Here is a 14,249-nt window from a genome sequence, read left to right as displayed (position 1 = left end):
CGGCAGCCCCGACCGCATCGTGTCCGCGCCGGCGCCGTTCGGTCTCGCCGGCCCTTCAGGCTAGCGCCGGGGGTGGGATCGCTGCCGGGAAAACGGAATTCGGGAGAGTTCGGGCGTATCCCCGTGCCGCTCGCCACCGCGACCGCCGTAGGCTCGGCCCGTGCCGGGGAGCCGAGTGGCGAGGACGACGCGGGGACTCGCTCTCGCCTGCCATCCCGGGCCCACGGTCGCCGTCACGGTCCTCACCGCCCTGCTCGCGTGGTCCGTCGGCCACACCCTCCCGCGCGGCGCCCTCGTCACGGCGGCGGTCCTCACGGGCCAGCTCTCGATCGGCTGGTCCAACGACCTCGTCGACGCCCGCCGCGACCGCGCCGTGGGACGCCGCGACAAGCCGATCGCGCGCGGCGACGTCACGGCGGGCACGGTCCGTGCTGCGACCGGCACGGCCCTGCTCGCCTGCGTCGTCCTGTCCCTCGCCTGCGGCCCGGCGGCGGCGGCCGTGCACCTGCTCCTCGGCGTCGCGTGGGGCTGGGCGTACAACCTCTGGTTCAAGCGCACCGACCTGTCCCCGCTGCCGTATGCCGTCGCGTTCGCCGCGCTCCCCGCCGTCGTCACGCTCGCCCTCCCCACGCCCACCTGGCCGACCCCATGGGTCCTGCTGACGGGCGCCCTGCTGGGGGTCGGCGCTCACCTGCTCAACACGCTGCCCGACCTCGCCGACGACGAGGCCACCGGCGTCCGCGGGCTCCCGCACCGCCTCGGCGCGCGTCGCGTCCGGTGGCTGGCACCCGGGGTGCTGCTCCTCGGGACGGTCGTGGCGGCATACGGCCCGGGCATGGACTCTGCCGGCTGGGCGCTGCTCGTCGCGTGCCTCGTCCTCGCCGTCGTCGCGGTGACGACGCGCGGCCGCCTGCCCTTCGTCGCGGCCATCGGCATCGCGCTGGCCAACGTCCTCGCCCTCGTGGTGCGCGCGTGAGCCGCTTAGGCTGACCCGGTGAGCCACCTAGCGGCCGTCCGCGGAGTCCTGCCTGACCACACCTACCGCCAGGCCGACATCACGGCTGCCTTCGCCGACGTGCTCGGCTCGACCGGCTCGGAGCGTGCCCTCCTCGAACGGTTCCACGAGAACGCCGGCGTCAGCCAACGCCACCTCGCGCTCCCGCTGGAGCGCTACTGGCAGCTGGCGGACTTCGGGGCCGCCAACGACGAGTTCATCCGCGTCGCCACCGAGATCGGTTCGCACGCCGTCACGAAGGCGCTCGCGGCGGCCGGCCTGACGCCCCGCGACGTCGACCTCGTGGTCTCGACGACGATCACCGGCCTCGCCGTCCCGTCCGTCGAGGCGCGGGTCGCCGCCGAGATCGGGCTGCGCGACGACGTGAAGCGCGTCCCGCTCGTCGGCCTCGGCTGCGTCGCGGGCGCCGCTGGCGTCGCGCGCGTCCACGACTACCTGCTCGGGCACCCCGACGACGTCGCAGTGCTCCTCTCCGTCGAGCTGTGCAGCCTCACCGTCCAGCGCGACGACAGCTCCGTCGCGAACCTCGTGGCCAGTGGGCTGTTCGGCGACGGCGCGGCAGCGGTCGTCATGGTCGGCGCCAACCGCGCCCCGGCCCTGGCCCCCGGGCAGCCGCGCGTCGTCGCCACCCGCAGCCGGCTCTACCCCGAGACCGAACGCGCCATGGGCTGGGACGTCGGCGCCACGGGCCTACGCATCGTCCTCGGCGCCGAGGTGCCCGACCTCGTGCGCGCCAACGTCCGCGACGACGTCGACCGCTTCCTCGGCAGCCAGGGCCTCACCCGCGCCGACATCGGCTGGTGGGTCGCCCACCCGGGTGGCCCGAAGGTCCTCGAGGCGATGCAGGAGGCTCTCGAGGTCGAGCGCGAGGCTCTCGGCGTCACGTGGCGCTCGCTCGACCGGATCGGCAACCTCAGCTCGGCCTCGGTGCTGCACGTGCTCGCCGACACCCTCGCCGACCATGCTCCCGAGCCGGGGTCGTGGGGCATCCTCATGGCGATGGGCCCGGGCTTCTGCCTCGAGCTCGTCCTGCTCCGAGCGGCCGAGTGAGCGAGCACCGATGACCTCTCAGTGGCTCTTCACCGGCCTCGTGCTCCTCGTCGGGCTCGAGCGCGTCGCCGAGCTCGTCGTCTCCAACCGCCATGCGGCGTGGGCCTTCTCCCGCGGCGCGGTCGAGCGCGGCCAGTCCCACTACCCGTTCATGGTCCTGCTGCACACCGGGCTGCTGGCCGGCGCGGTCGCCGAGGCCTGGCTCGCCGACCGGCCCTTCGTGCCGGCGCTCGGCTGGGTCATGCTCGCGCTCGTCGTGGCGAGCCAGGCACTGCGCTGGTGGTGCATCCGGACGCTCGGCAACCAGTGGAACACCCGGGTCATCGTCGTGCCGGGCCTCTCGCTCGTGCATCGCGGTCCGTACCGCGTCGTCCCGCACCCCAACTACGTCGCCGTCGTCGTCGAGGGGCTCGCCCTGCCGCTCGTCCACACCGCGTGGGTGACCGCCCTCGTCTTCACCGTCGTCAACGCCGCACTCCTTACCGTCCGCATCCGCGTCGAGAGCGCGGCCCTGCGAGAGATCGCGTCTCCCACGTGAACGCCGATGTCGCCGTCATCGGGGGAGGGCCCGTCGGGCTCGCCGCTGCGCTGTATGTCGTCCGCTCCGGCCTCACCCCCGTCGTCCTCGAGCCCCGCGCCGGCACCATCGACAAGGCGTGCGGAGAGGGCCTCATGCCGGGCGGCCTGCAGGCGCTGGCCGAGCTCGGCGTCGACCCGCCCGGCCACGACCTGCGCGGCATCCGTTACGTGTCGCGCAGACGCGTCGCCGAGGCGGACTTCACCGCCGGGCTCGGCCGCGGGGTGCGCCGCACGACCCTGCACGAGGCCCTTCGGGCGGCCGTCGACGCCGCCGGTGTCGAGGTGCTCACGTTCGGAGCGGCCGACGTGACCCAGGACGCCACCACGGTCACGATCTCGACCGACGACGCCGGCCGGCCCGGCCCGATCCTCACCACCTCCTGGGCCGTGGCGGCCGACGGCCTGCACTCCCCGACCCGTCGGTCGCTCGGACTCGACCGCGACCACGGCACCGTGCGACGTCTGCCCACCGGCGGGCGGTCGGCGGTCCGGACCGCCGACGCACGACCACCGCGGCGCTACGGGCTGCGCCAGCACTACGGCATACGGCCCTGGAGCGACCACGTGGAGGTCCACTGGGCAGCCACCGGCGAGGCGTACGTCACGCCGGTGGCCGTCGACCTCGTCGGCGTGGCGGTCCTCACCCGGCACCGGAACCCCTTGTCCGACAGTCTCGCCGAGTTCCCGCAGCTGCGCGAGCGACTTGACGGCGCACCCGTCGTGACCTCGGTGCGCGGCGCCGGCCCCCTCCGCCAGCGCACGACGAGGCGGGTCGCCGGACGCGTGCTCCTCGCCGGCGACGCGAGCGGCTACGTCGACGCGCTGACCGGAGAGGGGATCTCGCTAGGGCTGGCGCACGCGCGGGCCGCCGTCGCGGCCATCACGGCCGGTGACCCCGAGTCCTACGAGCGCTCGTGGCGCGCCGCCACCCGGCGCTACGCCCTCCTGACCCACACCCTCCTCAGGGTGACGAGACCCGCCTGGGGTCGGCGCCTGCTCGTTCCGGCCGCTGCGACGCTGCCGCCAGTCTTCCGCGGGGCCGTCAACGAGCTCGCGAGGCCGGGTCGGTGAACGGCCCCGCCGCACCGAGTGCGACCACCGAGGAGCTGGTCGTGCTCGTCTCCCCGGACGGCCGCGCCATCGGCACCGCGGCGAAGGCGACGGTCCACCACGCCCTCACCCCCCTGCACCTCGCCTTCTCCGTCTACCTCTTCGACGACGCGGGGGCCCTGCTCCTGACCCGCCGGGCACTCGACAAGGCGACGTTCCCCGGCGTCTGGACCAACTCCGCGTGCGGCCACCCCGCACCCGGCGAGCGGCTCCACGACGCCGTCCGACGGCGCGTGAGCGACGAGCTCGGCGTCGAGGCGCTCGACCTCCGCCTCGTCCTGCCGCGCTTCTCCTACCGCGCCGAGCAGGACGGCGTCGTCGAGTGGGAGCTGTGCCCGGTGCTCGTCGGTCGGGTCGCCGGCACCGCTCCGACGATCGTTCCCGAGCCGGCCGAGGTCGACGAGTCGGTATGGGTCGAATGGGCCCGGTTCGCGGCAGATGTCCTGGCGCGTCGCCGTGCCGTGTCGACGTGGTGCCGTGAGCAGGTGGCCGAGCTCGACGCCCTCGGTCCGCACCCGGACGCGTGGCCCGACGCGGACCCCGCCGACCTCCCCCAGGCAGTGTCCAGCTGAGCCGAGTACCGACGAGAAGGGTGGGTAGGTGAAGAACGTGATCGCACGTCTCATTCCCGACGTCAGCATCGCCCGACGGCGCTATGCCGCCGATCCACCGAGCCTGCCCACTCCTCCCAGCCGCGCAGCCGGCGTCGCGCTCGCTGCCGTGCTGGGCACCGTCGCGCGCATCACCCGCCGCAAACCCCTCCACGCGGTCGGCCGCACGTGGGACGCGGTGCTGCGCGTCGACGCCCCAGTGCCGGATCTCGGCGTCCCCCTGCTCGACGAGCGGGGCGTGCACGCGTGCACGTTCCGCGTGTCCCGCGCCCTGAGCACCCGCCCCGGGTGGTGGGACGTCGGCGGCGTCGCGATCCGCGTACCCGGCGCGGGGGCGGTCGGACGTCCCGCCGACCTGCTCTTCGCGACCACCGGCACCGGCCGGGTCACGAGGCACGTGCTGCGCCCGGTGCGGTTCGCGACGGAGCAGTCGCTCACCACGCTGCTCCCGACCCGAGCAGCGGGCCACTCCGTCGTCCTGCTCCTGCAGCCGACGGCCCTCGACGACGAACCGCGCGAGTACGAGCTCGCCGTCTCCGTCGACGGCGGCCCGTGGCGGATCGCGGGCCTCGTGGAGCTGCGCGACGAGCTGCCTGCCGCGAACACCCGGTTCGACCCGATCGTCAACGAGCTCGACGGCACGAGCGCGCCGCCCTGGGTCGTCGCGATCCGTGAGCCGGCCTACCGGTGGGCGCGACGCCTCGGCCGACGCACGCCGAGGGGCGACGCCTGAGCACTGGGGCCCTCAGAGGAGGTCGTCGGCCGCGGCCTTGACGTCGAGCCACGCGCACCCTGCTGCGAGGGCCTCGTGCGTCGCCTCGGTCGCGGCCACGACGGGGTCCGGTCTGAGCGCCGCGATCACGGCGGCCACCGCGCGCGCCTCGACGCACACCGGGTGCAGCCGCAGCTGCGCCAGTGAGCACGACGACGGGTCGGCGCCGAGCTTGGCCGCGCAGGCGGACGCCAGCCGGCGCTCGAGCTCCCAGAGGCCGACGAGCTCGGCGATCTCGGTCGGCCGGTCCAGGCCGCGCTGCGCGATGTCGAGGGCGACGTCGTCCCTGACCCCGGTGACGGAGCACGCCAGCCGGGCGATGCGGAAGGCGTAGCGGCGGGCCCGACCCGGCTGGGAACGCTCGATCCGCCGGCCCGGGTCCGGCGCGGCCGTCTGCCCGTCCTCAGCGGTCACCGTGCGCCTCTTCCGTCTCGGGTCCGCTCCAGCGAGAAGCAGTCCCTCGGGCCATACCCGTTCGGCGTCCCGCGGGTACGGTGGGCGCCCCGTGGGGCGTGAGACGTCAGGCCATGGGCAGGCGCTCGCGGAGGAAGTCGACGGTCCTCGTCCACGCGAGGACCGACGCCGGTGGGTGGTGCCACGGCATGTCGTCGTTGTCGAACGCGTGGTCGGCGCCGGCATACGTCAGGAAGACGGTGTCGGGCTGCTGCGTCACGGACGCCTCGATGCGCCGCACGGTGTCGGTGTCGATGAACGAGTCGGCGAGCCCGAAGTGGTGCAGGCTCGGCGCGGTGACGGTCATGACGTCGTGGAGGCCCGGCAGCGCCGACCCGTAGTAGCTGACGAGCGCGTCGAGCGGTGCACGACCCTCGGACTCGAGGTGCGCGGCGAGGTTGTAGCCGAGGCCGCCGCCGAAGCAGAAGCCGACCACCCCGACACCGTCGATGACCTCGTCACGGCCGCGCAGCCACTCGACGGTCGCGGCGGAGTCGGTCACGGCGGCCTGCCAGTCGAGGCGCTGGACCAGGGCCACGCCCTGCTGCAGGGCGTCGTCACCCTCGACGGGCGAGGTGACGCCCAGCCGCCAGAAGATCTCGGGTGCCACGACGACATAGCCCAGCTCGGCGAGCTGGGCCGCGCGGCGCTTGACGTAGTCGCTCACACCGAAGATCTCGTGGAGCACGACGATCCCCGGACCGAGACCACTCGGCGGCAGCCAGAGGTGGGCGGGCATCTCGCCGGCATCGGTCGGGATCGTCACGTGTTCCGTCATGACGCCCAGTATGGGCGGGTCGGCACCAGGCGTCAGGCGTCCGCGCCGTCGCCTCGGTCGGCTTCACCGGTGGACGTCACCAGTTGAGCAGCGTCCGGTCCTGCTTGTCGCGGAAGGTGCCGACGAGGATGAGGATCAGGTCGACCAGGGTCCAGATGCCGAGGCCGCCGAAGGTCAGCAGCTGGACGATGCCGGTGCCCACCTTGCCGACGTAGAACCGGTGCACACCGAGCCAGCCGACGAAGAAGCACAGCAGCGCCGCCGCCAGCCGGGAGCGGTCACTCACCGGGTGGCCGCTCGCATCGTGGGTCACGGGGACGAACGCGGCAGCCAGCGGGGGAGCGGCGGCCGGCGCGGGCAGCTGCGGCCCGACCTGGTCGGTCCAGGCGTTGCCGTCCCAGTAGCGCGACTGCTGTGCATCCGCTGGGTCGGGGTACCACCCGGCCGGGATCTCGCGTGGGGCTGGCTGCTGGCTCATGACGACCTCCGAGGACCTGCCGGTCGTCGTGCGGACCGGCGCTCGCACCAGCATGGGGTATGCCGGGTGGCACGGACAGCAGGCACACACCCGTTTCCGGGCTGTACTTTTCTGCAGGTCCGGTCGGGGACAAACGTCATGGCCCCGCAGCGAGACCGCGCCCTACGGTGGTCGCGTGACCACGAACCGCAGCCGGGCCGAGCGCTGGATCGCCCCGCGCCACACGGCATACGTGGTGCTCGGTGGGCTCGTCGCCTCGCTCGCGGCACCCGTCGTCTGGACCCTCGTCGGGCTGGCAACGGGCCTGGTCGTCGTCGTCGTCGGCGTGGCGTTCCTCGGGCTGCTCCTCGTGCTGTCCGAAGGGCTGAGCCGGTGGCACCGCGCTCGCGCGGAGGCCCTCCTCGGCGTGGTCGTCGAGGCACCGGCCGAGCCTGCCGCCGCCGGCTGGCGGGGGTGGCTCGCCCGGCTCGGGCGGGCGACGACGTGGCGCCAGCTGGCCTACCACGCGTTTGTCGCGCCCACGGTCCTCGCAGTGTCGGCAGGGCTCGTCGCCTTCTGCTGGGGCGGCGGCCTCGTGCTCGCGTCGTCACCGCTGTGGCTGCGGGTCAGCCCCGACACCGCCCTGACACCGGTCTTCGGCGTCGGCTGCGTCCTCGTCGCGCCGTGGCTCGCACGGCGGCTCGCCGCCCTCGACCTCGCGATCATGCGGCCGATGCTGGGTGAGACGCGCGGCGAGCAGCTGACGCCGCGAGTCACCGCCCTCGAGCAGACCCGCGCCGGAGTCATCGACGCGGCCGACGCCGAACGCCGCCGCATCGAGCGCGACCTGCACGACGGCGCCCAGCAGCGGCTCACCTCCCTGGCGCTGAATCTCGGGATGGCCCGCTCGACCCTCGCCCCCGACGCCCCGCCCCAGGCGCGGCGCGCCATCGAGGAGGCGCACGACGAGGCCAAGCAGGCCCTCGCCGAGCTGCGCGGCTTCGTGCGCGGACTGCATCCCGCGGTCCTCGACGAGCGCGGCCTCGACGCCGCCCTCTCGGGCATCGTCGCCCGCTCGCCCGTGCCGACGAGCCTGCACGTCCTGCTCGCCCAGCGGCCGCCGCGCACCCTCGAGGCCGTCGCCTACTTCGTCGTGTCCGAGGCGCTGACCAACGTCGCGAAGCACTCGGGGGCGACGTCGGCCACGGTGCGTGTCACGTCCGACGCGCGGCGGCTCGTCGTCGAGGTCACCGACAACGGGCACGGCGGCGCCACGGCCGGCACCGGCTCGGGCCTCACCGGGCTCACCAACCGCGTCGCGGCCGTCGACGGCAGCCTGGCCGTCACGAGCCCCGCAGGCGGACCCACCGTGCTCAGGGCGGAGCTGCCATGCGGGTCGTGATCGCCGAGGACTCGATCCTGCTGCGGGACGGGCTGATCCGTCTGCTCGCCGCGAACGGCATCGAGGTCGTCGAGGCTGTGGGTGACGCCGAGGCCGCGCTCGTCGCGGTCGAGCGGCACCAGCCGGACCTCGCGCTGCTCGACGTGCGCATGCCGCCGACGCACACCGACGAGGGCCTGCGCGCGGCGCTCGTCATCCGTGCCCAGTGGCCTGGCGTCGCGCTCCTCATCCTCAGCCAGTACGTCGAGGAGCGTTACGCCGCAGACCTGCTCGCCAGCACGACATCGTCGGTGGGCTACCTGCTCAAGGACCGCGTGGCCGACGTCGACGAGTTCGTCGACTCGCTCCGCCGGGTCGCCGACGGCGGCACCGCGCTCGACCCGGAGGTCGTCGCGCAGCTGCTGCTGAGACGCGACAAGAGCTCACTGCACCGCCTCACCGACCGCGAGCGCGAGACCCTCTCGCTCATGGCCGAGGGGCGGTCCAACACCGGCATCGCCCGCGCGCTGCACGTCAGCGAGAGCGCGATCGCCAAGCACGTCAACGCCATCTTCACCAAGCTCGACATGCCCACGACGTCCGGCGACCACCGCCGCGTCCTCGCCGTCCTGCAGTACCTCTCGGAATAGGGGATCCACCATGAGCCACCACGAACCCACCCCGAAGCCCGTGCCCGACGATCGCGTGCACGGTGACTCCCTCCACGGGGACGGCCCCTACGGCGACCCCTGGCTGCGCCCGACGCTCGCGACGCAGCGCGCTGAGACTCCCGCCGAGGCCGTGGGCACCGGCCCGGCCCGGCCCCAGCCGCCGTCGGTCCGGCGGTCCTGGCTCGTCGCGGGGCTCGGGGCGACGCTCCTGCTCTCCAGCGGGTTCGGCGTGCTGTCCTGGGACTCGTTGACCGGCGGGCTGTGGCGCAGCGCGGACCAGCAGCAGACCTACGCCCAGCCGACCGGCATGCTCACCATCAAGGGTGGTGCGAACGACGTCGAAGTGCTCGGCGGCGGTGAGCCGGGCAAGATCCGCGTCTCGCGCCAGTTGTCCTGGGGGCCGGCCTCGACCGAACCGACCGCCGGCGAGGAGCTCGTCGGCTCGACCCTGACCCTGGATGCCGACTGCAACGGCTTCCTCCGGTGGTGCTCAGTCGACTACGTCGTCACCGTTCCCGACGCCTCCGACGTCGCCGTCGACAACGGCTCGGGGGACATCACGATCACGGGCTCGTTCGGCGGCGTCAGCCTGACCGTGGGGTCCGGCGACATCGAGAGCGCCAACCTCAGGGCCGAGGAGGTCCGGGCCGTCGCCCGCAGCGGCGACATCGACCTCGAGCTCGGCACTGCGGCCTCGCCCGTCGAGGTGAGGACCGGATCTGGCGACGTGACCGTGGAGATCCCGCCGGACGCGACGTACGCCGTCCAGACCGTCGCCAGCTCCGGGGACGCCGACGTCAGTGTTGCCACCGATCCGCGGAGCACCTCGACCATGCGCATCAACACCGGTTCCGGCGACATCGCCGTCGACTACCGCTGAGGCAACACTCCGCGCCGGCTCAGGAGGGGCTGCCGGCGGGGGACTCCTCGTCGAAGGCGCTGTGCTTGTCGTCGGGGACCGACGACGCGGCCCCCGTGGGGGATGCCGTCGTCGCGTCATGCTTCTCGACCAGCTTGTCGATGCCCTTGTCGACCGAGGCACGGACCTTGGTCACGGTGTCGGCGTGCTTGCCGCCGGACTTCTCCTCGATCCTCGCCTCGGCCTTGTCGAGGGCACTGTCTACCTTGCCCCGGTTCTCCTGGGCGTAGCCCGCCGCCAGTGACATCGCGGCCTTGGCCATCTCGACCACGGCGTCGCCGAAGTCCTTGGCCTTCTCCTGGAGGTGGACCTCGTCCGCCTTGTGCTTCAGCTGCTCACCGAATGACACGGTGTCTCCTCATCTGCGCCGGCCCGACCCGTTCGTCAGGCTCGCTGCCTCCACTCTCATACGTCAGGGTCACCCGCCACAACCGGGGTCGACCCCGGTTCGACCCCGAGAGAACGGCCTGCCACCTCAGTCGGGGAGCAGCTCCCAGTGGAGGCCGTCGCCCCAGCCGCCGCTCGCGATCCGGTCGACGGCGTGCTCGCGCCCGAAGACGACGAACCCCGCCGCCCGCAGCACCGCGTTGCTCGCCTCGTTGTCCGCGGCGGTCTCCGCGACGAGGCGACGCAGGCCGAGCCCGCCCTCGTTCGTCGACGCGAGAGCGTGCGCGACCGCGAGCCGCGCCGCCTCTTTGGCTGCGCCGCGGCCGCGAGCGCTCGGGAAGAACTGGTAGCCGAGCTCGGCGACGTCGCCGATCGGTCCGCTGCGGCTGAACACCGTGACCCCGCCGAGCGCGCGGTCGGTGTCGGGGTGGGCGACGCACCAGTCGATGGCCGTTCCCTCGGCCATCCGCTCCTCACGGTTCCGGAGCCACGTCGCGAACGTCTCGCGTCGCAGGATCGACCGGGACGGCATCCAGTGCTCGGGGTCGTCGTCGCGCGGCTCGACGGCGTCGCCGTCCTCGAGCCGCCACGGGCGCAGCCGCACGTGCTCACCCGCGATCGGGGTGGCCACGAGCCACGGCGCCTGCGGCCTGAGCGGCTCGCCGGGGGTGATGCTGCCGGTCCACGTGTCGAGGGCCTCGAGGCCGCCGTCGGGGTCGGGGTGGCTGCCCGGGATCGTGCCGTGGAACGTGAAGCCCGCAGCCCACGCGGCCCGCCGCGACCCCCAGTTGCCGGCGACCGCCCGCCAGTGCACCCGGGTGACCGGGGCGCCCCACACGGGCGTGGCGAACGCGTAGGCCACGACGAGCCGGACCGCGCGCGACATGACGCCGCGGCCGCGTGCGTCGGGGTGCAGGCCGAACCCGAGCTCGCCGGCGGAGGCGGCCCCGGTCGGGCGCAGGTCGATCGTGCCGCCGTAGCGCGGCGTGCCGTCGTCATCGGTCCACTCGATCGCCCACGTGCGCTTCGCGTCTGCCGAGCCCCAGGCCTGCAGGTTGCCCTCGATGAACGAGACGGCGTCCTCGCGCGTGTAGGGCCGCGGCACGGTCGTCCACCGCAGGCTCTCCGGGTCGGTGCTCTGCTCGACGATCGCGTCGGCGTCGTCGAGGGAGTGCGCCCTGAGCGTGATGACTCCGTCCGACAGGGGCGCCACGGCCGGGTCGACGGCGTCGGCTGGGCTCTCGTCGGTGGGGTGGGTGGGGCTCGGTGAGATCGCGTTCACGGCGTCAGCCTGCCAGCAGCGACAGGGAGACGTCAGCCCGATTTGCCGTCGGGGCCCAGAGGCCGCCGGGGCCACCGCCGACGTCCCGGGGACGAGAAAGACCGGGAGCCAGCGTGCTGGCTCCCGGTCCGTTGGCCCGCTTCCCCTCCACAGGCTGCGTACCGGCCTCTACCGTACCCAATGGAACCTCAGGACGAACACGCGTTATGCGTCCCGAGATCCAGGGACCATGCGGAAGGGGCCGAGGACGGTCGTCCTCGGCCCCTTCCGGACCATGCTCCCTGGCCGGTGTCCCGCTCAGGCGGGGTTCGACACCGACACCTTGAGGTCGGTGCCGGCGTCACCCGTCACCGTGACCTTCACGCCGTGGCCCGCGACCTTCACGCTGTTCTGCGGGTTGGCGCTGCTCCAGTAGGCGTCCGTGTTCGTGTCGTCGAACGTCGGCATCCCCGGGTTCGACGGCGCGCACGCCGCGACGGTCTCGACGGTCTGAGAGCCCCCCTTGCCCGTGAGGACCTGCTTGTGCAGGCAGGTCTTGTCGGTCGCCTCGAGGCCGAAGGTGGCGTCGAACGGCTGGCGCCGGTTGCTCGGTCGCGTGCCGTCGGGGTAGCTGAACGGCGCCGGACGCGCGTCGACGACCATGGCCGAGCCGTGGCCCGGGTGCTCGGAGACGTTGTTGTCCTCGTAGGAGTCGTCGACGTACCACACGAGCATGCCGTTCTGGAACGTGAAGAACTCCACCCAGTCGGGACGCGTGTACGCCTCGCTGAACTGGTACGGCCCCTGGGCCAGCGTCTGGTCGTAGCCGACGTACTCGCGGTTCTCGAGCAGGTAGTAGTTCTCGAACGTGCCGGTCTCGGTGCCGGTGCTGATCTTCCAGAGACCGGTGGCGGTCCAGGCGTTCGTGCCCGACTCGACGTCGTCACTCAGCAGCGTCGTGCCGCCGGACTTGAACACGATGTCGTCGACGAAGGCGCCCGCGAGGTGCACGCCGCCGTCCGTCTGGTAGCGCAGTCGGAACATCGACGGGCCGTTGGCGGCATACGACCAGCGGAGCGTCGTCCACCTGTCGGAGGAGTCACCGCCGACGGCCTGACCGGCCCGGTGCCACGAAGCGCCGTTGTCGAGCGAGTACTCGCCGTAGAGGTAGTCGTAGCCGGCCTCGATGTCGTACCACGCACTGGCCTGGACGGTGACGCGCGGGGCCGACGGCACCGAGCGCGTCAGCGTCTCGTTGAGGCCGTCCGCGCTACCGGTCCACCAGGCGTGCGTGCCCGATACCGGTGTCGTGTATGCCTTCTCGACGGTCTTCGCCGGCAGGTCCACCTTGACGGCCTGGTCCTTGCGGTCGACGTGCAGCTGGGCCGGGTTCAGCGTGTAGCTGCCCGACCCGCCGGTCGCCACGGTCGAGTAGTCGAGCCAGCCGAGGAACAGCTTCTCCTCGGGCCCCATGAGGCCGGGGGTCGTGCCGATGCCCTCGTTGGCGGCGGCGCCGTGGCCCAGCCACGAGCCGGAGCTCATGAGCGTCCAGAACGCCGTGCCGTTCTCGCCGCCCGCGGTGTCGTAGTAGTCGGGCAGGCCGAGGTCGTGGCCGAACTCGTGCGCGAACACGCCGAGGCCGCCGTTCTCCGGCTCGGTCGTGTAGTCGCCGAACCAGTACTTCGACTGGCCGATGCGGCTGCCGCCCATGAGGTTGTCCTTGCCGTCGAGGACCGGGCCGGTGAGGCCGAAGTCGTCGCCGTTGACGTACCAGCGGTGCGACCAGATGGCGTCCGCGCCCTGCGCCCCGCCACCGGCGTCCTCACCCTGGCCCGCGTGGACGGCCTGGAAGTGGTCGATGTAGCCGTCCGCCTCGTCGAAGTTGCCGTCGTTGTCCCAGTCGTACCGGTCCCAGACGTCGAACTGCGCCAGGTACGTGTCGATCTGCTGCGGCGTCTTTCCGGCCGCGAGCTGGGCGTCGTACCACGCGTTGCCCGTGTCGGAGATGAACTGCCACGAGCCGCCGAGGTCCTCGACGGCGTTGTCGCCGTAGTAGGACTCGTTGTAGGGCACCTTGACCCAGTCGGAGACGGTGTTGACGACGGAGTACTGCCCGTTCGAGAGGGCCTCGTAGAAGCTCTTCATCGACTCGCCGGCGCCGTTGAAGAACGTCTCGTAGTACGCCGTGTCGTAGTCGGGCGCCCAGGTCGTCGAGTTGTCCTTGGTGCGGTCAGGCTTCGGGATCTCGTTGTGCAGCGGCCCGGGCACGGTCCCGAACCGGCCCGCGCTCTGGTCACCGAACTCGCTGAGGATGGTGAAGATCTTGTCGGTCTTCACGGTCTCGACCTCGACCGACTTGCCGTCGGCGAGCTCGACGACACCGTCGGGGCTCGCGGAGGCCCGACCCTTCGACACGAGGTCGATGGCGGCCTTGCGCTGGGCGACCCACGTCTTTGTCAGGGGCCCGGGGCGGTTGTCGGGTCGTGCGTTCTTGCCTGCTCCGCTCGGAGCAGCGGTGGTGGTGGCGCCCGCAGCGGCGCCTGGTGCCGACGTCGATGCGGCGGTGGTGACGGCTCCTGCCGGTCCGGCTGCGGCCGCGATGACTGCGGCGACGGCTGGTCCGACGAGCGCCGTGATGGCAACTCTCTTCACGATGGTCCTTCCATGCGAATCAGGGGGCCGGTCGGCCTCTCCTCCCCCGAGAAGGGTCCGGTCCGTCGCACCTGTCCTGACGAGGGGCCAAACGGGAGTCTTACACCCGATGGGTCCCTGTTGGGGCTTTCGGGGGTACGAATCTGGACGCTG

Annotated in this window: 15 protein-coding genes; 9 read left to right on the top strand and 6 right to left on the bottom strand. The window is 72.8% G+C overall.

Annotation, left to right across the window (positions count from 1 at the left end; genetic code table 11):
• Positions 1 to 160: 160 nt before the first annotated feature.
• The 6 genes from ACFQU3_RS11170 to ACFQU3_RS11145 are packed head-to-tail and all read left to right on the top strand — an operon-like array spanning position 161 to position 5,098.
• Entirely contained in the window at positions 161 to 976 is an 816-nt protein-coding gene (locus tag ACFQU3_RS11170; RefSeq protein WP_385909708.1) for a UbiA family prenyltransferase, read from the top strand.
• Between the two features lie 18 nt (positions 977 to 994).
• Positions 995 to 2,065, top strand: coding sequence for a type III polyketide synthase (locus tag ACFQU3_RS11165; protein ID WP_385909706.1), 1,071 nt, complete (start codon positions 995 to 997; stop codon positions 2,063 to 2,065).
• A gap of 10 nt (positions 2,066 to 2,075) precedes the next feature.
• On the top strand, positions 2,076 to 2,603 hold the full coding sequence (locus tag ACFQU3_RS11160; RefSeq protein ID WP_385909704.1) for an isoprenylcysteine carboxyl methyltransferase family protein: 528 nt from the start codon (positions 2,076 to 2,078) through the stop codon (positions 2,601 to 2,603).
• Complete coding sequence (locus tag ACFQU3_RS11155; RefSeq protein ID WP_385909703.1) at positions 2,600 to 3,715, top strand: NAD(P)/FAD-dependent oxidoreductase; 1,116 nt, start codon at positions 2,600 to 2,602, stop codon at positions 3,713 to 3,715. The genes ACFQU3_RS11160 and ACFQU3_RS11155 overlap by 4 nt, the downstream gene beginning before the upstream one ends.
• A complete protein-coding gene (gene idi / locus ACFQU3_RS11150) occupies positions 3,712 to 4,326 on the top strand; it encodes an isopentenyl-diphosphate Delta-isomerase (RefSeq protein ID WP_385909701.1) in 615 nt (204 codons plus the stop codon). Before ACFQU3_RS11155 ends, idi begins: the two co-directional genes overlap by 4 nt.
• A 28-nt stretch (positions 4,327 to 4,354) precedes the next feature.
• Positions 4,355 to 5,098 (top strand): phosphodiesterase, encoded by a 744-nt coding sequence (locus ACFQU3_RS11145; RefSeq protein ID WP_385909699.1) that lies wholly within the window; start codon positions 4,355 to 4,357, stop codon positions 5,096 to 5,098.
• A gap of 12 nt (positions 5,099 to 5,110) precedes the next feature.
• On the opposite strand, the gene ACFQU3_RS11140 is transcribed toward ACFQU3_RS11145, so the two are convergent.
• The 3 genes from ACFQU3_RS11140 to ACFQU3_RS11130 all read right to left on the bottom strand — a co-directional run bounded on the left by ACFQU3_RS11140 (position 5,111) and on the right by ACFQU3_RS11130 (position 6,846).
• On the bottom strand, positions 5,111 to 5,551 hold the full coding sequence (locus ACFQU3_RS11140) for a hypothetical protein (protein ID WP_385909697.1): 441 nt from the start codon (positions 5,549 to 5,551) through the stop codon (positions 5,111 to 5,113).
• Positions 5,552 to 5,657: 106 nt separating this feature from the next.
• Positions 5,658 to 6,368 (bottom strand): dienelactone hydrolase family protein, encoded by a 711-nt coding sequence (locus ACFQU3_RS11135; RefSeq protein WP_385909696.1) that lies wholly within the window; start codon positions 6,366 to 6,368, stop codon positions 5,658 to 5,660.
• A 76-nt stretch (positions 6,369 to 6,444) separates the two neighbouring features.
• Positions 6,445 to 6,846 carry an NINE protein gene (locus ACFQU3_RS11130; RefSeq protein ID WP_385909694.1) on the bottom strand — a complete coding sequence of 134 codons (402 nt, stop codon included), beginning with the start codon at positions 6,844 to 6,846 and terminating at the stop codon, positions 6,445 to 6,447.
• 175 nt (positions 6,847 to 7,021) lie between these two features.
• On the opposite strand from ACFQU3_RS11130, the gene ACFQU3_RS11125 reads away from it, so the two are divergent.
• The 3 genes from ACFQU3_RS11125 to ACFQU3_RS11115 are packed head-to-tail and all read left to right on the top strand — an operon-like array spanning position 7,022 to position 9,757.
• Positions 7,022 to 8,227, top strand: coding sequence for a sensor histidine kinase (locus ACFQU3_RS11125; protein WP_385909692.1), 1,206 nt, complete (start codon positions 7,022 to 7,024; stop codon positions 8,225 to 8,227).
• Complete coding sequence (locus ACFQU3_RS11120; RefSeq protein ID WP_385909690.1) at positions 8,215 to 8,856, top strand: response regulator; 642 nt, start codon at positions 8,215 to 8,217, stop codon at positions 8,854 to 8,856. Before ACFQU3_RS11125 ends, ACFQU3_RS11120 begins: the two co-directional genes overlap by 13 nt.
• Positions 8,857 to 8,866: 10 nt before the next feature.
• Positions 8,867 to 9,757, top strand: coding sequence for a DUF4097 family beta strand repeat-containing protein (locus ACFQU3_RS11115; RefSeq protein WP_385909688.1), 891 nt, complete (start codon positions 8,867 to 8,869; stop codon positions 9,755 to 9,757).
• Between the two features lie 19 nt (positions 9,758 to 9,776).
• Here the strand turns inward: ACFQU3_RS11115 and ACFQU3_RS11110 are convergent, their stop codons facing one another.
• From ACFQU3_RS11110 to ACFQU3_RS11100, 3 genes are all read right to left on the bottom strand, one after another.
• A complete protein-coding gene (locus ACFQU3_RS11110; protein WP_385909686.1) occupies positions 9,777 to 10,145 on the bottom strand; it encodes an antitoxin in 369 nt (122 codons plus the stop codon).
• A gap of 126 nt (positions 10,146 to 10,271) precedes the next feature.
• Positions 10,272 to 11,465: a GNAT family N-acetyltransferase gene (locus ACFQU3_RS11105; RefSeq protein WP_385909684.1), complete on the bottom strand. Its 1,194-nt coding sequence runs from the start codon at positions 11,463 to 11,465 to the stop codon at positions 10,272 to 10,274.
• Between the two features lie 297 nt (positions 11,466 to 11,762).
• The gene (locus tag ACFQU3_RS11100) at positions 11,763 to 14,096 is read right to left on the bottom strand and encodes an immune inhibitor A domain-containing protein (protein WP_385909682.1); all 2,334 of its coding nucleotides are present in this window, start codon (positions 14,094 to 14,096) and stop codon (positions 11,763 to 11,765) included.
• Positions 14,097 to 14,249 lie beyond the last annotated feature (153 nt).

This window comes from Terrabacter sp. GCM10028922, from assembly GCF_042666095.1.
Taxonomy (GTDB): Bacteria; Actinomycetota; Actinomycetes; order Actinomycetales; family Dermatophilaceae; genus Terrabacter.
Note: the sequence above shows the minus strand (reverse complement) of the source record. Positions and strands in the feature narration are given on the sequence as shown.